The organism is Pseudoalteromonas sp. 2CM41L (assembly GCF_023161905.1).
Taxonomy (GTDB): domain Bacteria; phylum Pseudomonadota; class Gammaproteobacteria; order Enterobacterales; family Alteromonadaceae; genus Pseudoalteromonas; species Pseudoalteromonas atlantica.
Genome location: NZ_JALNTN010000004.1, coordinates 163936 through 184103 on the forward strand (window position 1 = coordinate 163936; position 20168 = coordinate 184103).

19 protein-coding genes and 1 tRNA gene are annotated in these 20168 nt (G+C 39.4%); 5 read left to right on the plus strand and 15 right to left on the minus strand.

Going from position 1 to position 20168, the window contains the following annotated elements:
* Positions 1-15: 15 nt before the first annotated feature.
* Complete coding sequence (gene rimP, locus MTF64_RS07545) at positions 16-471, minus strand: ribosome maturation factor RimP (RefSeq protein ID WP_004585883.1); 456 nt, start codon at positions 469-471, stop codon at positions 16-18.
* A 280-nt stretch (positions 472-751) separates the two neighbouring features.
* Positions 752-828: transfer RNA gene (locus tag MTF64_RS07550), tRNA-Met, on the minus strand.
* Positions 829-1204: 376 nt separating this feature from the next.
* On the opposite strand from MTF64_RS07550, the gene MTF64_RS07555 reads away from it, so the two are divergent.
* The gene (locus tag MTF64_RS07555; protein WP_004585882.1) at positions 1205-1666 is read left to right on the plus strand and encodes a globin; all 462 of its coding nucleotides are present in this window, start codon (positions 1205-1207) and stop codon (positions 1664-1666) included.
* Positions 1667-1756: 90 nt separating this feature from the next.
* The gene (locus MTF64_RS07560; protein WP_248451042.1) at positions 1757-3313 is read left to right on the plus strand and encodes a cryptochrome/photolyase family protein; all 1557 of its coding nucleotides are present in this window, start codon (positions 1757-1759) and stop codon (positions 3311-3313) included.
* Between the two features lie 58 nt (positions 3314-3371).
* On the opposite strand, the gene MTF64_RS07565 is transcribed toward MTF64_RS07560, so the two are convergent.
* The 9 genes from MTF64_RS07565 to MTF64_RS07605 all read right to left on the minus strand — a co-directional run bounded on the left by MTF64_RS07565 (position 3372) and on the right by MTF64_RS07605 (position 13131).
* Positions 3372-3818 (minus strand): Hsp20 family protein, encoded by a 447-nt coding sequence (locus MTF64_RS07565; protein WP_004585880.1) that lies wholly within the window; start codon positions 3816-3818, stop codon positions 3372-3374.
* A 247-nt stretch (positions 3819-4065) separates the two neighbouring features.
* Positions 4066-4596: a peroxiredoxin-like family protein gene (locus tag MTF64_RS07570; RefSeq protein WP_248451043.1), complete on the minus strand. Its 531-nt coding sequence runs from the start codon at positions 4594-4596 to the stop codon at positions 4066-4068.
* A gap of 258 nt (positions 4597-4854) precedes the next feature.
* Positions 4855-6249: a sigma-54 dependent transcriptional regulator gene (locus tag MTF64_RS07575; protein WP_024033792.1), complete on the minus strand. Its 1395-nt coding sequence runs from the start codon at positions 6247-6249 to the stop codon at positions 4855-4857.
* Between the two features lie 11 nt (positions 6250-6260).
* Positions 6261-6632, minus strand: coding sequence for an Hpt domain-containing protein (locus MTF64_RS07580; RefSeq protein ID WP_024033793.1), 372 nt, complete (start codon positions 6630-6632; stop codon positions 6261-6263).
* A gap of 87 nt (positions 6633-6719) precedes the next feature.
* On the minus strand, positions 6720-7541 hold the full coding sequence (locus MTF64_RS07585; RefSeq protein ID WP_235207553.1) for an EAL domain-containing protein: 822 nt from the start codon (positions 7539-7541) through the stop codon (positions 6720-6722).
* A 298-nt stretch (positions 7542-7839) separates the two neighbouring features.
* Positions 7840-8130, minus strand: a complete 291-nt coding sequence (locus MTF64_RS07590; protein WP_024033795.1) for a hypothetical protein — start codon at positions 8128-8130, stop codon at positions 7840-7842.
* 539 nt (positions 8131-8669) lie between these two features.
* Positions 8670-11474, minus strand: coding sequence for a PAS domain-containing hybrid sensor histidine kinase/response regulator (locus MTF64_RS07595; RefSeq protein WP_248451044.1), 2805 nt, complete (start codon positions 11472-11474; stop codon positions 8670-8672).
* 10 nt (positions 11475-11484) lie between these two features.
* Positions 11485-12078, minus strand: a complete 594-nt coding sequence (locus tag MTF64_RS07600; protein ID WP_248451045.1) for an isochorismatase family cysteine hydrolase — start codon at positions 12076-12078, stop codon at positions 11485-11487.
* 21 nt (positions 12079-12099) lie between these two features.
* On the minus strand, positions 12100-13131 hold the full coding sequence (locus MTF64_RS07605) for a response regulator (protein ID WP_248451046.1): 1032 nt from the start codon (positions 13129-13131) through the stop codon (positions 12100-12102).
* A gap of 261 nt (positions 13132-13392) precedes the next feature.
* Here MTF64_RS07605 and MTF64_RS07610 point away from each other — a divergent pair, with 261 nt between their 5' ends.
* The 3 genes from MTF64_RS07610 to MTF64_RS07620 all read left to right on the plus strand — a co-directional run bounded on the left by MTF64_RS07610 (position 13393) and on the right by MTF64_RS07620 (position 16359).
* Entirely contained in the window at positions 13393-13656 is a 264-nt protein-coding gene (locus tag MTF64_RS07610) for a GrxA family glutaredoxin (RefSeq protein WP_004587283.1), read from the plus strand.
* A gap of 162 nt (positions 13657-13818) precedes the next feature.
* Entirely contained in the window at positions 13819-15636 is a 1818-nt protein-coding gene (locus MTF64_RS07615; RefSeq protein ID WP_004587284.1) for a DEAD/DEAH box helicase, read from the plus strand.
* Between the two features lie 387 nt (positions 15637-16023).
* The gene (locus MTF64_RS07620; protein ID WP_232510934.1) at positions 16024-16359 is read left to right on the plus strand and encodes a hypothetical protein; all 336 of its coding nucleotides are present in this window, start codon (positions 16024-16026) and stop codon (positions 16357-16359) included.
* A gap of 80 nt (positions 16360-16439) precedes the next feature.
* Here the strand turns inward: MTF64_RS07620 and MTF64_RS07625 are convergent, their stop codons facing one another.
* The 4 genes from MTF64_RS07625 to MTF64_RS07640 all read right to left on the minus strand — a co-directional run bounded on the left by MTF64_RS07625 (position 16440) and on the right by MTF64_RS07640 (position 20102).
* Positions 16440-17996 (minus strand): AbgT family transporter, encoded by a 1557-nt coding sequence (locus MTF64_RS07625; RefSeq protein ID WP_248451047.1) that lies wholly within the window; start codon positions 17994-17996, stop codon positions 16440-16442.
* Positions 17997-18147: 151 nt separating this feature from the next.
* On the minus strand, positions 18148-18423 hold the full coding sequence (locus MTF64_RS07630) for a YfcL family protein (protein ID WP_004587288.1): 276 nt from the start codon (positions 18421-18423) through the stop codon (positions 18148-18150).
* Between the two features lie 4 nt (positions 18424-18427).
* Complete coding sequence (locus MTF64_RS07635; RefSeq protein WP_029773968.1) at positions 18428-19558, minus strand: ATP-NAD kinase family protein; 1131 nt, start codon at positions 19556-19558, stop codon at positions 18428-18430.
* Entirely contained in the window at positions 19548-20102 is a 555-nt protein-coding gene (locus MTF64_RS07640) for an elongation factor P hydroxylase (protein ID WP_055253038.1), read from the minus strand. The genes MTF64_RS07635 and MTF64_RS07640 overlap by 11 nt, the downstream gene beginning before the upstream one ends.
* Between the last annotated feature and the right edge of the window lie 66 nt (positions 20103-20168).

Sequence of the window (20168 nt, forward strand, 5' to 3'; positions counted from 1 at the left end):
TCCTTCGCACTCGAATTAAAACTTTGCGATGATGTTCGCACGTTCGATATTGCTAAGCATGATTAAGTGCTCTTCGCCATCGCTTTTAAGTGTGATCATATCACTGCTAACTGCTACTAAGTCGCCTTTAAAATTACGGCGACCGTCTTGTGGAAGCTTAGTACGCACGCGTACTTCCTCTCCTTGCGCCTTCTCGTAGTGATCTTGTTTGAATAATGGACGATCAACACCAGGAGACGATACTTCCAAATCATATTCGTTTGTAATTGGGTCTTCGACGTCTAAAATCGCACTAATTTGGCGACTCGCATCCGCACAATTATCAACAGATATTCCATCCTCATGGTCAATATAAACCCTTAAGGTAGAATGGCGGCCTGCTTGTACAAACTCAAGACCATGTAATTCAAAGCCTAACATTTCTACTGCAGGCGTAAGCATGGTTAATAAATCTTGCTCAAGTTTTGTCACGAAAATCCTCCATACAAACAAAAAAAGGGCTTATAGCCCTAAAATACTGAGTTTAAGTTTTGATTTAATGACAAAGCCATAAATCAATGGTGCAGATACAACAACGCCCCGAACCAAGCGGGGCGTCACACCAATAAAGCATAAAACTGTGTGGCCTCAGGCCAAGCTTGGCTGCGGGTCATTACACTGACCAAATTAAACTACATTAGCTTAAACGCAAAACGCGCATTACTTAGAATGCGCGATATAGAATTAGTAAGGATATACCTACTATAAAAATTGGTTGCGGGAGCCGGATTTGAACCGACGACCTTCGGGTTATGAGCCCGACGAGCTACCAGGCTGCTCCATCCCGCGCCAATAGATATTAAACCTAAAATTCAATATCGCTGTTAGTGGTTAATCAACCGCTAAACAATGGCGGCTATTATAAGGATATACGGGGTAATTAGCAACCATAATAACTAATAAGTTTGATAAAATCAGTGAACCCCCATTTTAAGCTTCACCAGTATGTACTATGATTATGCAGACGTTAAAATGGTAATCGTAACGTCACTAATATGTACGTAAAAAGCCGTATATTCATAAATAAAATATCTAAAATTCATAAAACTGATAAAATTTTGTGCTTTTTACGTTTAGATTACGTGCGATATTTGAGCAACGCACTATACTAAAAGCTCACCAATGTGGATAAAAATAAAAATTACAAAATTTAATGAGATTGCTAATGAATACTTATCAGCCACAGTTAATTAAAAGTTTGCATATAGTAAAGCCAAACTTTCATGCGTTTACCGCGCGCTTTCATGCAAAGCTTGAAGAGTCAAATATAACAATGCAGTACCCAAGTGCCGCTTATTTTAACGAAAAAAGTTATATTTTATATTGTGTTTTAGAACGTATAGTTAGGCATTTAGATAACCCATCTTCTGTTGCCCCATTTTTAACCTTTCACTTGCAATACTTAAAAAAGATGGGCGTTACGCCAAAAGAAATATCGTTACTGTGCGATGCCTTTTACGATACCTTAAACGAGCACTTAGGGCGTTTATTCACCGCACAAACACAGTTTGCTTGGCAAAAAGCGCTTCGTTATTTTGAAAGTTTTGCTAATACAACTTTGTTTAACAAAACAAATGTTATTTCGCTTGAGCAAAAAATCACTCAACTTCGCACAAGTAAGCTTTAAGTAATACAAGCTTTAGCTTTTATGCACGTATGAGCAAACTACCTAGATCCACGTTGTCGCTTTTTACGTACAACTAAATTTAGGTGGTTTATGGCTCATTATAAAGTGTTGCGCCTAATTTTAGGTGATCAACTTAATGCTTCGCATTCGTGGTTTAAAGAAAAAGAGCCTGATACGCTTTATTTAATTGCCGAGTTAAAACAAGAAACCAATTACGTTAAGCACCATGTGCAAAAGTTATGTGCTTTTTTTTATGCGATGGAGCGTTTTGCTACAGCTTTACAAAGCGCGGATTACAGCACACTGCACCTCACCCTTGATGATACCCACCAAGACAAAACCTTGCCTAATTTACTCACGCGCATAGCCAAACAGTATCGTTGCAGTGAAATACATTATCAATACCCTGATGAATTTCGCCTCAAAGCACAGCTAAGTAAATTTAAAAAAGAGTCTGATCTTCTTGTTAAAGCCTATGACACCGAGCATTTTATGCTGCCATTTGAGCGTATTAACGAGCGGTTTGAAAAAAACAAACATGTGACTATGGAGCACTTTTATCGCGCTATGCGCAAGCAATACACTATTCTTATGGATGGGAGTAGCCCGCAAGGAGGTCAATGGAACTTTGATAGTAATAACAGAAACAAATTTAAAAAAGCAGATTTAAACGCTATCCCCCCGCCAAAATTATTTAATAACGATGTAAGCTCTATCATTCGCAGACTTAAAAAACATAACGTAAATTACTTTGGTGAAATAAATCCTCAGCAGCTGCCATGGCCGCTCACTCGCAAACAAGCCAAAACGTGTTTAGAGTATTTTTGTACCCACCTACTAAAAAATTTCGGCCAGTTTCAAGATGCAATGACCGACCAAGTTACAAATAACGCCAGCTTGTACCATAGCCGTTTATCATTTGCTTTAAACGCCAAGTTAATCCACCCGCTGTACGTTATTAGGCGTGTAATTGACGAATTTAATGCTCACCCAGACACAATTTCGATTTCTCAAGTAGAGGGCTTTGTTAGGCAAATTTTAGGTTGGCGTGAATATGTTCGCTGTATATATTGGGTAAACATGCCCGACTATGCACAAAAAAACCAATTACAGGCTAACCAGTCGTTACCGGAGTACTTTTGGCAGGGTAATGTAAAAATGAACTGTTTAAGCCACGCATTAACGCAGAGCTTAGACTCCGCATACGCTCATCATATTCAAAGATTAATGATCATTGGTAATTTTTGCTTATTAACAGGTATCGACCCTAATGAAGTCGACCAGTGGTATTTAGGGGTTTATATTGATGCCATTGAATGGGTTGAAATGCCTAACACCCGTGGCATGAGCCAATTTGCAGATGATGCTATTATCGCCACTAAACCCTATGCAGCCAGTGGTAATTACATCAATAAAATGAGCGATTACTGCAAAAACTGTCATTATGATGTTAAGCAAAAAGTAGGTGAGAAGGCGTGTCCTTACAACAGCTTATATTGGCAATTTATGGATAAACACCGCGCATTACTTGAAAAAAACCCACGCATTGGCATGGTTTATAGAAACTGGGATAAACAAACACCCCAACTTCAACAGCAGACCTTAGCCCAAGCAAATTATTATTTAACGCATATAAACGAGTTATAAAAACGAAAAAGCCGCCTCAGTTGAGGCGGCTACAATCAGGGAAAATGTTTATTAGCGATTATTTACCTTCGATTAGGTTTCCACCGCCAATTTCAATTTTACGAGGTTTAAGTGCTTCTGGGATTTCGCGCTCCAGGTCAATGCTAAGCAGACCGTTGGCTAAATCGGCACCGAGTACTTTTACATGATCCCCAAGTTGAAACTTACGCTCAAAGTTACGTTCCGCAATACCTTGATGAATAAACTTGCGCTCTTCATTTTCATCTTTGTTTGGTTTAGTGCCTGCAACTTTTAAAGTGTTGTTCTCTGACTCAATGGTGAGTTCATTTTCACTAAAGCCAGCAACGGCCATAGTGATTCTGTATTTGTCTTTATCTAGTGCTTCGATATTGTAAGGAGGAAAGCTAGGCTGCTTGTCTGTACGAGCTGCCGCATCCATTAAAGATGCTAAATGATCAAAGCCGATGAATGAACGATAAAGTGGTGATAAGTCTACTGTACGCATAATAATATCCTCATATTTAAGCGATATAATGTTGTTACTTTTCGTTTGAACAAGTACAACATAATTAAATTAATAATATAAATTTCAATAACTTCTGTATTTTTTGGGACCCATCAGGCGTCCTCACTAAACTATTTATGGGCAGTAAAATAGTTTTCAAGTAATTAAATTAAAAAAAGTGAAAAAAAATAAAAAAGGGCACAAAAAAGTGCCCTCTTCGTATATTCATCAAATTACTCAATACACGTTACTTAATAAAAGTACCGCGAATTGGGTAGTCGTTTTCGCGTGAAAATTTAATACCGCCTAGCAGCTGTTTAAGGCTTGGGCGAACAAATGGACTATTTGATTTATCAAGCATCTGTACTTGGTTATCTTCGTTTAAAACAATAATACAAGGCTCAGAAAATGGGTGATCTGTTTCAGCATCACTGCGCGGTTCACTAATGTATAAGCCTAGATCAGTCATTTGCTCAATGGTTAAATTGTAATAAAGAGGGAAATTTACGTCTATTTTTTCAAGATGCTTTTTAAGCTGCTCTTCGCTATCGCCACTTACTGCTACAACTTCTACACCTGCGCTGGCAAAATCGTCAAGCATTGTTGCAAGCTCGTTGAGTTGCTCGGTACATTTAGGGCAATGCTGGCCTCTGTACACCACTATCATTTTCCAAGGTTTGTCGCTTACGCGGTCAACTAAATTCACGTCATTGTTATCTAAATCGCTTACCACTAAAGGCTGCATTACACTCGCTGGCTGTAAATTAACGTTACTCATTATGATCTCCTTTTACTATTAAACTTAGGGTGTAGTAATAGAGCTTAGGGTATCTTTGTTTATTTCAACCATGAAAATGTAACTGAGAACGAAATGGCAGGCGACTCGCTTTTATTAAGTAGCCTTGTTTAATGTGATTAGGAGAATTATAAGCTGTAAGCAGAATAATAAAATGTTAGATAAAACAGGCACCTTGCTCTTTTTAAGTAGCATTAGCACAGTATAAACACCAAGCAGGTGTAAGTAAGAAACGTAAAGCTAACTCCAACCTTTTATTTTTCTGTAAATAGTCGAGGCGCTTACGCCTAAATAGGCCGCAGCAAGTGGAATGTTATCATCGCATACGGCTATTGCCGACTCTATTGCCCTTTTTTCAACCTGCCACAGGGGCTCTATGTCGTGTACTCCCATAAGCGAGTTAGTTTGTATTTGCTCCGCAGATTGAGACGAGCTGCTGTTTTTGATTGGAATAGCAGAATTAACACCAAATGAGCTTGGCAACATATCTAACTCAACTACCTCACCCTCGTTGATAACAACGATATTTTCGATAACATTTTGCAGCTCACGGATATTACCTGGCCAATCGTAGTTACAAAAAAGGTTTTCAACTTCTTTTGAAAAGCGATGGAATAACTTAGCGTTACTTTCACTTTTTTGCTTTAAAATATGCTTTGCAAGCAACATTATATCGCCAGCTCGCTCGCGTAGCGGAGGTAACTTTACAGGAATAACATTAAGCCTATAGTATAAATCTTCTCTAAAACGCCCTTCGGCAACTTCAACTACAGGGCTTCTATTTGTTGCACACACTAGCCTTACATTACTGTGTAAAACCTCGCTACTACCTACCCGATTAAACGCACCCGTTTGTAAAAAACGCAATAACTTAGCCTGTAGGTTGAGCTCCATTTCACACAGCTCATCTAAAAATAAAGTACCGCCGTTTGCAACTTCTACAGCCCCTTTCCTGTCACTTAGCGCTCCGCTAAAGGCCCCTTTTACATGGCCAAAAAACTCTGACTCAAATAACTCTCCTGGAATAGCAGCACAGTTAATTGCAATAAACGGCCCTTCACTTCGTGGGCTAGTGTCGTGCAAAGTTTGCGCACACACCTCTTTACCTGTGCCACTCTCACCGGTAATAAAAACACATGCTTTGCTTCGCGCTGCACTATCTAAAAGCCTAAACACCGTTTGCATTGCTAACGATTCACCAATAAACCCGGAAGTGTTTTGCGCTTTTTGTTCTTGAATTTTAACTGCAGGAGGAGCTTTTTGCGAAAGCGCGCTATCTACGGCGCTCACTAAGCGCTGGCCTGAAAACGGTTTTTCTAAAAAATCAAAACCACCTAAACGCATTGCCTCTACTGCAACATCAATAGAGCTATTTGAGGTGATCATGACTACGTTAGCGGGCTTTTCTTGCTTTTTAACAAACTGCAGCACTTCTAAGCCACTAATATCGGGCAAACAAACATCTTGGACAATGACATCAGGCATCATCTCTTTTATACCTACCAAGGCAGAGTAGCCATCGGTAAAGTGTTTACATTCGTGCCCTGCTTGCTCTAATTGACTCGCATAAAGAGCCCCGCTTGCAATGCTGTCTTCTACTATATAAACCAGTGATTTTTTTTGAGAATCGTTCATGGCAGAGCCTTTTAAGTAATATTATTAGCAATAACTTGGTATGCAGCGTGGGTTTTTTCTAGATTATGTTGAACGATCTGAGCAGCGTGAATATTTTCATCAATGGTAACGGGGGGGTAATCATGTAATTGACTGGCAAGGGCTGCCAAAGTTAATGCGCCATATAGCGCCGCAGAATTTTTAAGTACGTGCATTATATCTTTAATATTATCTTCATCTTGCTCATCAATTGCATTTTTAAGACGAACTCGCATTTCTTCTAATTCATTAATAAATAAGTTTACCAGCCTTACTAAAGTGAGTGAGCCAACATCTTGCTCTAATTGCGCTAGCACATGAGCTTGAGTGATGGTGTTATCAATATATTCTTCAGGTATTGGCATATTAGGCCTTTATTTATTATTGTGATACAAAGCTTTTATACTTTTAGAGTAAGTCGTTTTTCGCATTTTGCAAATCTAAACATTAAGTTAAGTGTACATTTTTACCCATGTCGCCGTATTATTAGCTAAACTGCTTGGTCTTCCGAGTAAGTAACCTTGCGCTACATCACACCCTAGCTGCTCTAATATTTGTAATTGCTCGCGCTGTTCAATCCCCTCAGCAATGGTCTCTAACCCGAGTCTTTGCGCCATAGCAATAATTGCGCTACACAGGGTAAAGTCTTCATTGTTCGTTGTAATGCCACTTATAAAACTGCGATCTATTTTTAGCCCATCAATATTAAACTGCCTTAAAAGGCCTAAAGAGGCATAGCCCGTTCCAAAATCGTCTAGCCAAATTTTTACCCCTTCTTTATGAAAATGCTCAAATGTTTTAGCAATACGCTGCGGACTTTTTATTAATGCTGTTTCTGTTAATTCTACTTTTATGGCTGCGGGGTCTATTTGATACTTATCAAGTAAGCTCATTACTTTAGAAAACACATCCCCTTCAATAATTTGTACCGGCGAAATATTCAATGAAATAGTTATATCATTCATACCTATTTTTCTCATTTGGCTTAAATCGCTTAGGGTTTGCTTAAAAATCCAATCACCTAAATCTAAAATCATACCTGACTGTTCTACATGCGGAATAAATTCATCTGGGCCAACAACACCATAGCGTGAAGATTCGCAGCGCACTAATGATTCAAAGCCAACTAATTGCCCACTTGTTAAAGATACAAGCGGCTGGTACACCATATTAAAACAATGGTTTTTCATTGCATGAGCCATAATTTGCTCAAGTTCATGCCAGCGTGCAATGTTGACCGTATTGATAGGCTCTAAACTTTTAAAAGCATTCATAAATTTCTCCACAAATAAGGGCTCACCGTAAGCTTGTTACATAAATTGCAAATTGCAGACCAAAACGCCCCGTCAAAATAAAAAATAAACACATAAAATTCAATTAGTTAAAAGCGTGCTGTTAGTCAAAAATTATTGATGGGTATATTTGCATTTTGCAAATCACACTGACACGCAAGCTGATTTAAAGTGGGAGCAGGAGTAAGCGATGGTTTGGGTATAAAGTGGCTTTAAAAATAAAAAGGCTGACCTAATTGCTTAGAGTCAGCCGAAATAAATACTAAAGGAGAAGTATTGTTTAGTTGTTTAAACCTTGTGTGCCTGATTGGGCAGATTGCTCATCTATGTTTTGAGCGTAGTTTAATGTGTTGCTTTCAATAGTGGCATTATCTAAATCACTATTGCTAAATTTATTGGTGAACATCTCGGTATTACCTTTATTAACAGGTTCAATAGTAACAGTGCCTCGCAGTGCTGTTGCACCAACAATAACAGCTGCAACAATAATAATAGACAGCACCATTAACTCTGGAGTAAGAACAAAAGACATTTTTTTTGGTTGCTGTTTAACTTTAGTATTAGTTTGCATAATGGACACCCTTAAAATTTATTTAACTACTTAGCAAATTTATATCAATGATAACTTCGCTCTACTTGGTGTTTATATTGCGAAAGCCATGCCATAATAAATTTAATGATGATAAAAAATTTAAGTCTTTATAAATCAATGGGTAAATGAATTACTTTGATAGGGATAATAAAAAATAGCTGAGCGGATATTTGCATTATGGGATTCATTTTCATTTTGATTTGCAAAATGCAAACCAATTTAAAAATAATTATTTAGAACCAACCTACACAACCCAATCAATTAAAAAGGATTAGTATTTCAGCATTATTTACAGTTTTGCTTAATACATTAAGGCTTTTTAGGCAGTAAAAGTAATTGACTACGCATTACTCAATCGCCATCGCTTTTTTTGAGAAAACAGTCAATTTTAACCTTTTGAGGTTAAATTTTTGCTAAACCCACTATTTATGTTTGTTTACTTAACAACTAAAAACTTTAATCAAAATACCTTAAGGCCATCTATAACTATTAACCTAAAAGCACGGTTGCATTGCTTGTTACTTTAATAATGACCAAATTTCGTTAATGCGCTCTAACTTAGAGTGTTTAGCGTCATTAAGTTTTGGTAAGTATTGATTTAAGAGCAAATTGAGTTTTTCGCTAATAATTGGTTTAGCTAAATAGTCATTCATTCCTGCTTTAATAAAACGCTCTTTATCACCATGAATCGCATTCGCTGTTAACGCTATAATAGGGGTGACAATAGCTAACTCTCTGATTTTTTTAGTGGCAGAAATACCGTCTAAAATTGGCATCTGAATATCCATAAATATTAAATCTATTGTTTGCGTTTTAACTTTTTCAATCGCCTCTTGCCCATTACTGGCTATTTTAACTAAGCACCCTTGCTGCTCTAAAAATTGCTGAATCACAATTTGGTTATTTTTATTGTCTTCAACCACGAGTACGTGCGTACCTTTAAATGGCTGAGCATTAATAGTGGTTGTGTTTAGTGTAGTTTCTTTTTTATTAGTAAAAATAATATCAAGATGAAAAAGCTCTTCCTCAAGCGCAGCAATCGCTCTGGGTAAATGCGAAGGCTTAAAAGGCCCATTAAACATCAACATACCAGAGCTCGGCGCCTCTGTTTTTTGGTTTTTACCCAGTAGGTCTATGAGTAATAAACACGGTTTATTTAGGCTCTTGTGACTTTTTAAAAATTGTTGCGCTGCGTCTAAATCGGCTTTGTTAATGGTAACAATAGCGTCGGGCGTATTGATACTGTCTAGCTTTTCGATGTTTTCAAGGCGTGAAAAATCTATCGAATGGCGAGTAAGCATATGCTCTATCGCATTGTTTAATGGCAAGTTTTTGCTGTTCACACATACATAGGGCTTTTTAGCTCTGGCAGAAAAGCCTTCTCTTTGCACCTGCTCGCTTGTATCTATTAATAAAGGGTAATTCACAATAAACTCACTCCCTTTACCAAACTGCGAGTTAACCGTAATACTGCCCCCTGCAGCATCACATATTTGCTTACATATGGCTAAGCCTAAGCCACTTCCGCCATATTCCCGAGTGATAGAGTTATCCGATTGTATAAACGGCTTAAACATACTCTCGAGCTTGTTTTGCGCAATGCCTATTCCTGTATCTTTAAAGCTAAGCTGCAACGTAAATTTATTATTTTCAAACTCAATACACTGTGCTGTCACTATAAGTGAACCTTTTTGAGTAAACTTAATGGCATTTGAGAGTAAATTTATTGCAATTTGCCTTATACGACCATGATCGCCCACCACCTGCGCAGGAACATCAGGGTGCAGATCAAAAATAAGTTCGAGGCCTTTTTGCACGGCGCTTTCACTTACAATATCAATAGCCTCTTCTAAGCAAATATCGAGGCTAAATGGCTGATTATCTATTGAGATTGCTTGCGCTTCAAAGCGTGAGTAGGTCAGCACGTCATCTAAAATACTCAATAATGCATCTGAACTTGTTTTAATCATTTGGGTGTAACGTTTTTGATCTGTTGTAAGCCCAGTGTCGTGTAAGATATCTGCACAGCCAATCACTGCATTTAAAGGTGTGCGTATTTCATGGCTTATATTGGCCATAAAGCGACTTTTAGACTCAGCCAACGATTCAGCCTGGTGCTTAGCATCTAAGAGTATTTGTTCAGCTATCACACGTTCTTGAATATCAACCACGGTCGCCGCTATAGACGTTAAGTGTGTGCCATTAAATGAGGTAATGGGTGTGAGGGTCATTTCAACCCAATTTGGCTCATTAAGCGCGTTGGTTAACCTAATATCCAAACGTTTAACTTCTCGATTGCCACTACTGTAGCCTGTAAGAGCTGTGTTTAGCTTTTCCACATCCTCACCCATTACAAAATTAGCAATGGGTAAGCCAAGGTGTTTATTTATGTCTGTTTGGAAAAAATTTTGCCATGCTTTGTTCATAAACAATAACCCGCCCTGCGCATCTAACCTCAATACAATATCAGGGATGTTATCGACCACAGAGTGGTAGTTATATTCTATTTCAGCCATGGCTTGTTCAGCTTTTACACGCTGGGTAATGTTGGTTTCTATGGCTATAAAATGCTTAACATTACCGTCATCATCTTTTACGGGGGTGGCATCAATAGCAACCCAGTATTCGTTTTTATTTTTATCATAGTTAACGGTTTCTATTTGAAAAGGCTCGGCATTTTTAATCGCTTTAGCCATTAACTGGCGCGACTCTAGGCTTGTTTTAGGCCCTTGCAACAGTTTACCGGGGCTAAGCCCGATGACTTCTTCACATTTATAACTAGTAAGCGTTTCAAAGCTTTTATTAACCCATTCTATTTTGCCAAATCGGTCGGTAATTATAACTAAATTATTGGTGTGGCTTGCCACTAAAGAAAGTCGCTTAGCGTACTCTTGTTGCTGGGTGAGTAAATATTGGTAGTCTTTATGTCGTTGAATGTCATGCAACGAACCAATAAACCCGCCGCTATCGTCGCAGGCCAAGCGCATTTCAAACCAGTTAGTAAGGCCGTCATTATTTTTTACTTGCAGCTCTATACTGGCACTAAAAACGCCTTCAAAAATAGACTCAATATACGCTGACAGCTTTAACGAGTCTTTGGTCTCTAACAGCGATGTGATTTTTTTACCTATGAGCATGGCCGGCGTAAAACCCAACTTATTAAGCCATGCTTCGTTCACGTAGCTAAACACTAAATGTTTATCACATTCAAATACACACTCATCAAGTAAGGCAAGTAACTTAGTCTGCCTGCGGGTGTTTGCAGAAAGCTGCTCTATTAGCGCGTAATGAACTTGTACTTGTAGCTCGTCTTTTTCTTCCATATGCGCCTCATTAATTTACTAATTCTGTATGGCTGCACACCTTGGCATAAAGCGGAAAAACCTCTTCACAGTAAAATGATTGCTCAAACGGCGTTCTGCTTGATGTACAGTCATTAAGTACCGTCACATTAAAGCCAAGCTCTACCGCAGAGCGCGCCGTAGAGTCAATGCAAATAGAGGTCACCGTGCCTGCTAAAACAATGTTAGTGATGCCATTTTTATTAAGCACATTTGCAAGCTCTGTATGAGTAAACGCATTTAACCCGCGTTTACCGGGTATTTGCATAATACGTTTGCCATATTTATCAAACTCTTTAATGCCTTGAGCACCATAAGAGTCGGCTTTAAAAGCCCCTACTTCGGCAATCACTTTTAAAATACCAATTGGGTTTTTAAGCTCGCTATAATCTTGTGTAAAGTGAATAGGCGTACTGAGCACTAATGCAAATTTATCTATGTATTTGTCGAGCAGCGCTAACGTGTTATTTACCACGCCGGTTACTCTTGATGACTCTTCAACCACTTGGTATAAAATGCCATCAGGCGAAAAGTAATCATTTTGAAAACCAATGAGCAGCAAAGCTGTTTTTGATAAATCGTTCATAACGTCCTCCTAAACGGGCCTTTAGGCAGCTTGCCAAGGCTTAATAAACTCTTCTAATACAGCTTTTGTTACCGGTTTTTGAAGATAGTGCGTCACCCCTTTTTCGAACAACTGAGCAATTTGTTGCTCCTCAGTAATGCCCGTTAAAATAACTTTTGGCGTGTTATCGTTTGGGGTGTTTTGTTTAATGAGCTGCTGAGCCACATCACTGCCAAACATACCTGGCATACGCTCATCTAACAGCAGTAAATCGAAAGGTTCTTGCTGGGCAATAAGTAAGGCACTTGAGCCATTTTCTGCACAAGTTACTGCGCAACCAAGCATTTCAAGCATGACTTTGGTCGCAACTTGGCTTGGCAAGCTGTCATCAGCAACCAATACAGATAATTTGCTGTGGGTATTTAAATTATTAACCGCATTTACTAAGTCAGTATCAAAAAACGGCCACGCCAATACAGGTTGAGAAATAGCGTGATGGCTTTGCAGCTCACTGAGCGCATCAAATGCGCAAATTTTTATACTCTGAGACGCCCCATTATTTAAAAAGTTACTCGCAAGTTGCTCTGCAGATAGGTGACGCGCATCTTCAATTTTTAAAGCGTTGGTGTGGCTGCTGTCGGCGAGTTTTAAACCATAGTTTTGCGCACTTAAATTAACTAGGTAATGAATGCTTTGCTCTAAGTCGTCTTTACTATTGGCTGCGCTAATAAACTCTTTGTTTGTATCTACCGATGAAATTGGCTCACGGGTTGCAAGTAAACCGTGTATATCAATGGTGTGCATTTCAGGATTCGAATCTACCCAGTAATTTAAATTAATACCCTGTAAATTGGCCTCTACTGTTAGCACAAAATGGCTTTTAGCGGCTTTTAGCGAAGGTAAAATAAACGCTTCACACTGGATAATCATTTGCTCAGGAGACACCTGTAAACAAATATAATTACACTGTAATTTGTTGATGAGTGTAATTGCCACATTTGTGTTATCTGCTTTGCAAAAGCGGGCAATTACCCCTTGAATAATTTCTAAAACATGGCTGTTATTACTCATCATCGTTCCTAATAAGAATGGCTCTGTAGTTAAATATCAATTTACATGCCACTTGCAGCGCCTTTACTAATACGATGAATTCATTAGATTTAAAAATTACACATCCTTTACATAAATGCGCTTTTGCAAATTGCAATTCAAAATGCATGGCAAATGAGTAATTAAGCGAGTTAACAGTAAAACAGAATTAACCAATCGATTTTTTGCGCTTTAAATTATTAATTAATCGTTTAATATGAACCCAACTAAATTGAGGAGAGTATTATGCTTACAGTAATTTTTGGCCGCGAAGGCTGCCCATTTTGTGTACGTGCTAAAGACGTTGCCGAGCAACTATCAAATGAGCGTGATGATTTTAAGTTTCGTTATATCGATATTATCAAAGAAGGCATTAGCAAAGCGGATTTAGAAAAGTCTGCAGGAAAACCATGCCCAACTGTGCCACAAATTTTTGTCGATCAAACTCACATTGGTGGTTTTACTGAATTTGAAGCTTACGCAAAAGAAAATCTAGGCCTATATAAATAACGCTTTGTATATAGCTTGTTAACCAGTTTAAAAAATCAAACATTTAAACTGGTTAAATTTCGACCAACATCAACCACATACAAATTAGTTGTAATTTATACAAGCAATTGCCTCGTATTTCCTATACAATGCGCGCCTCTTTAAATTCGTTGAGGCGTATTAATGTCAGAACCAGTCACGTTTGAATCTCTAAATCTTTCTCCTGCAATTTTAAAGGCAGTTGAAGAGTTGGGTTACAAGACACCATCTGAAATCCAAGCTCAATGTATACCGTTATTGCTAGAAAGAAAGGACGTACTGGGACTAGCACAAACGGGTACAGGTAAAACTGCAGCATTTGCACTGCCGTTACTAAACAATATTGACCCGTCTGTGAAACAGCCACAGATCCTTGTACTCACACCTACACGTGAGCTTGCGATCCAAGTTGCTGAGGCATTTGAACAATATGCAAAAGGTACTCGTGGTGTTGAAGTATTAGCACTGTACGGTGGCCAAAGCTACAGCATTCAATTAAGCGCACTTCGTCGTGGCGCACAAATTATTGTTGCTACTCCGGGTCGATTAATCGATCACATAAACCGTGGCACTATCAAGTTTGATGCTTTACAAGCACTTGTACTTGATGAAGCCGATGAAATGTTACGTATGGGCTTTATCGATGATGTTGAAAACATCATGGAAAAAACACCGCGCGAAAAGCAAACATGTCTTTTCTCTGCGACCATGCCTAAGCAAATTCAAAACATCAGCAGCAAATATATGAATAACCCTGAACAGGTTCATATTTCTGCGCGTAACTCAACTGTATCATCTGTTGAGCAAGTGTTTTGGAATGCACACGTACATAAAAACAAAGCCATTGTTCGTTTCTTAGAAGCAGAGCAATACGAAGGTGCTATTGTTTTCGTACGTACACGTAACGACACTGTGCAACTTGCTGAGTTACTAGAGCGCGAAGGTTTCTCTGCTGCGCCACTTAATGGTGACATGAACCAGCAAGCACGTGAACGCACGGTAGATCGCTTAAAAAGCGGTATGCTAAACGTTGTTATTGCAACAGACGTAGCAGCACGTGGTCTTGATGTAGACCGTTTAAGCTTAGTTATCAACTACGATATTCCACAAGACTCAGAAGCCTACGTTCACCGTATCGGCCGTACAGGTCGTGCTGGTCGTACTGGTAAAGCAATTTTATTTGTTAAGCATAACGAACGTTACTTGCTTAAAAATATTATTCGCCATACTAAGTCTGAAATTGCACAAGTTGAGCTACCTACAGCTAAAGTAGTTGAAGAAAAACGTATTAATGCGTTAAAAGAAAAGCTTACGCTTGCTCTTGAAAACAAAGACATTACGTTCTTCAATGAAGTTGCTGCTAGCATGGCACAAAAACTAGACTTATCTTTAGAAGACCTAGCGGGTGCATTACTGTGTTTAGCACAGCAACAGTCGCCAATTAAAGTTGAAGAAGTTAAGATTCAACCTCGCAACGAGCGTAATACACGTAACGAGCGTGGCGATCGTAATGACCGTCGTCGTAACGAACGTGGTGACCGCCCTGAGCGTAAACCTCGCGAGCGTAACAGCCGCGATGCAGGCCCTATGGATACTTACCGTATCGAAGTGGGTCGTGAGCACGGTGTACAGGTTAAAAACATTGTTGGCGCGATTGCTAACGAAGCTGATATCTCAAGCAAGTTTATTGGTGACATTCGTCTACACGACAGTCACAGTACGGTACAATTACCGCAAAACATGCCTAAAGATGTACTTGATCACTTCCAAAAAGTGTTTATTTGTAAACGCCCAATGGGTATGACACTAACACAAGATCAAGGCCCAGCTGAGCCACGTGGTGAACGCGCTGAGCGCCCAAGTGGTGATAAAAAGCGTAGCTTTAACAAAGACAACCAACGCGGTGATAAGCGTGGCGGTCCTCGTAAAGAACGTCGCCCTGTGAGCTTCACATCTAACTAAGCTTTATAGCTTACGTTATAAAAAACCTTGCCACGAAAGTGCCAAGGTTTTTTTGTTTTAAAGCCACTGCTTTTGTAAAAAATAAAAATTCTGTAAACTAAGAAAAAACTATAATTCACGGATGAATTAAAATTGAAAAAATATTATGACAACTTGCTCTTTGCAACAATAATAAGCTTTCCAATACTGAGCATTGCCATGCTTATGTTAATGGATTTTACCGATCCGCCATTTATCGAAAATAAAATTTATGAGGCTATTTTTTATATAGCGCTGCCTATTTTTTGCGGGGCATCATTTATCTATCTCCAAGTACTTGTAATCAAAAAATATAGACGTTGCAGTGACTATAGAGAGCACCTTAAAGATAGCTTTTCAGATACAAAAATGAAGTTATCATTAATCTTCACCTACCCATTACTCCCTTTGTTAATCTATGCAACTCTCTATTTTTTACTCTCTGCCCCCATTGAGTTATGGGCTTACTACACGCAAGGCGATTATTGGTATAAGGAATATATCCTCACTGATGTACAAGAATGTGGGTCTGATTATGAAGATAGTTGTACTCGTTTATACTTTAAAGACCCTACAACTAACAAAACACACGACTTTAGATGGTACGACGATAAGTCTACAATAATGAATAACAAAAACGATTATGTGTATATTGTTGGTGAGGCCAGTTTGTTTGGCTATATAGTGAGAGAATTAGAAAGGTAATTAACACTACTTTTTACATTGCAGCAATTTTATATAAAAACCTCACTCAAGTGAGTGAGGTTCATAAATTAAAGTTTAAGTTAAGGTAACGCCGGATAAACGTAACTCGCATCTAACCCTAACGGAATACCGAGTGCCCAATACCCTAGCAAGAAAATACTCCAGCCAATCATAAACGCGATTGAGTAAGGGATCATAAGCGAGATGAGCGTGCCTATACCAGTATCTTTTACGTACTTTTGGCAGTACACCACAACCAATGGGAAATACGGCATAAGTGGGGTAATAATGTTTGAGCTAGAGTCTCCGATTCTGTAAGCCGCTTGGGTTAAATCGGGTGATATACCTAGCTGCATTAACATTGGTACAAAAATAGGTCCCAGTAATGCCCATTTTGCTGAGCTTGAGCCAACGAACAAGTTTACAAAGCCGGTTAAAAATATAATACCCACAACTGTTACCGCACTGGGCAACTCCATTGCTTTTAAAAGCTGCGCCCCTTCAATGGCCATTAATGCACCTAAGTTAGACTTAGAAAACGCAGCAATAAACAACGCACAAAAGAACGCCATTACAATGTAATAGGCCATGCCACTCATCGCGGTACTCATCGCATCTATCATATCTTTTGAGGTTTTAAAGGTACCAACGGTAAAACCATACACGGCACCGGGTATCCAAAATAATAAAAAGATTAAAGGCACGATAGATTGCATCAGGGGCGATCTAAAATTAGTTAGTGAGCCATCAGCATTGCGCATTGCTGAATCGGCAGGAGCGGATACAAATGCAAGTAAAGCAAGTCCTGCAATCATTACGCTACTGGCTATAAAAAAAGCGCGTTTTTCATCACTTTTAGCTTCATCAAACGCGGGTAAGTTTTGGGTGTCTTCATTAAGTGCTGTGTTTTTTAACCGAGGCTCTATTATTTTATCAGTGATATACCAGCCTAATAACACAATAAATAAACTCGAGGCAGAAGTGAACGCCCAGTTATTAAGGGGGTTAATCGACATATCGGGGTTAATAATTTGCGCTGCACTTTGGGTAAAGCTTTGCAGTAATGGGTCTATTCCTGATGGAATAAAGTTAGCGCCAAATCCACCACTCACACCAGCAAATGCGGCTGCAATACCCGCTAATGGGTGTCGCCCTGCGGCAAAGAAAATAACACCCGCTAATGGGATCACTAATACGTAGCCAGCATCGGTTGCTGTATGGCTTACAATAGCTACCAAAATGACTGAAGGGGTTAGCAGTTGCCTTGGGGTAACTTTAAGCATTAGCTTAAGGCCTGTATTGATATAACCTGAGTGCTCAGCCACTCCCACACCTAACATGGCAACCAGTACCACCCCTAGCGGTGCAAAGCCTGTAAAGGTTTTTACCATAGAAGATAAAAATGAGGCGAGTGAGTCGCCCTCTAATAGGTTATTTACAACAATGGCTTGGCCTGTCCGTGGGTCTAACGCGTCAAAGCTCACCCCCGACAGTAACCACGAGCACAACCAAATAAGTAACATAGCGAATAAGAAAATAATCGCCGGATCGGGAAGTTTGTTACCAACTCGCTCCACAAAGTTTAAAAAACGCGCGATTAACCCAGTAGGTACCGCAGCTTGATTATTATTGTTCATTTAAAGCTCCCAAAATAGGTTTAAGTAACAATATACTATTAATGTGTAACAGTAAATTAACTAATAAATCTATTATGGGCACAAATAGAGCATAAAAAAACGCGGCTTCGTTATCGTCGCCGCGTTTTTATAATTGTGAACTAAACATTGGTTAAGCGAGGGCTTTCACTTCTTCCCAAAGCCTAACAACCAAGGTTTTATCTTCTTCGTTTAGCTCGCCATTGCGGTATGCTTTTACTAAGCTTTGTTCCACGGTTTCGTTGAGCTCATCAATAGAGATTGTCAGCTCTTCTACTTCTGCATAGCCTACTGCAAGGTCGTAATGTCCGCGCAAGTAACCACCAGCGAACAGCTCATCATCTGTTGCTTTAATCACTAAATCATCAAAGTATTGCTGCGCAGCATCAATATAATTCACTAAACTCATTGTGTTACTTCTCCTGGTTTTCATAACCGACAGCATACATAATATGGTCGTTATAGCCGGTGGTTACTTTAATGTAACCTGTTAATTCATCATCTAAAGCGCTGTCGCCGGTGTCACAAATAAGTGGACGCCCGTTCAACGCGTGTAATTTGGTTTTAGTTGCCACCACAATAATGTTTTCTTTGCCAATGGTGCGAATAAGCTCCGGGCTTAGCTGCTGATTCCCTCGACCAAAAATATGGCCTTGCCCGCCTATTAATGTAATAACTAATTGAGTAGCTTGCCCGTGCGTGTACTCAAGTAGCTGTTTAGCAGTTAAGTCTTGCGCAACTAGGGTTTGATCTTTAATTAAATCTACGCCTAATAAAGTATTATCCAGCCCCATTTCTTGCATTATTGCTTCAACAGTTGAGCCACTACCCATAATGTAATAGGTGTCTTCATCCATTTCGCTCACCACATGCGCGGCAATGTCGGCAAGTACTAATTCGTCTGTTTCTTTACCACCATTTTTAACCGCTTGTACATAACGTACTTCGCTTGGTATTTGCATTTCACCGTAGCGCTTAGCTTTTACGGTGCCTTGCCTAAACGCCTCTTCGTCAATATCCATTACATCGGCATCTGCAAGTGTAACTAGCTCGCCTTTTACTAGCATTTCTACTACGCGCCCTGCTGCTTTAGGTGTAATTGCATATACGCCAGAGTGAATTTTACAGCCAGCAGGTATACCCAGCACTGGTACGGTATCTTCTATGGCATGACAAATATTGCGCGCAGTACCATCGCCACCAGCAAACAGGACTAAATCTACGCCTAAATTTTTAAGTAGTTTAGCGCTAGCCTCTGTATCATCGGCGCTTGTTACGGTATTGGCGGTATAAATTACTTCAACATTAAAGCCTAGTGCGCGTGCTGCTTTTTCGCCCATATCGCCATTTACTGTATAAATTGTTAACTGCTCTTTATAGGGTACAAGTACTTCTAGGGCAGCCTGTGTGCGGCTGTTAGCTTTGGCTTGCGCACCCAGCTCAATTGCCTTTGCAGCAGTGTTTTCGCCATCACTGCCTTTTAAAGCAACGCTGCCACCAAGTCCTGCAACAGGGTTAATAATTAAGCCTAACTTAAACTGCATTTTGTAACTCCTGAGGGTGGTGCCAATTAAATTGTTGAGCGGTTAACGGCCACGGTGTTTTATAAAAATCACTTAACGCTTTTAATAATGCATGGGTACGTGCGTTAACTCCCTGCTCTAATAACATTAATACTTGCTGGTGTACTCGCGCCTGAAAGTCAAACCGGCAAGTTTGCTCACCGTTCAAGTTATCTACCGACACATTAAAATCAAAGCCAGCAGCGGTGCTGAGCAGCCACTCTATGGCTTGTGGTTTTATTTCTACGTTTTCAAATTCAGCTTGCTGGTGTTTATCTCGCCCATCTGGGCAGTACCAATACCCATAATCTTCAAGCTCTCTGCGTTTATTGCCAGCCACTAACCAATGCGCTATTTCATGTAGGGCACTGGCGTAAAAGCCGTGGGCAAATACAATTTGATTAAAACCATGGGTATTATTGGCAGGTAGATAAACAGGCTCATCATCGCCTTTTACTAAGCGAGTGTTATGGCTTTGATAAAAAACACTATCGAAAATAGATATAAGATCGGCTATATGATGCATAAAAACTGATTAATTCGTCTCGGTTACAGCGCAAAATTAGCGCACTAAAAACGAGACGAATTGTAC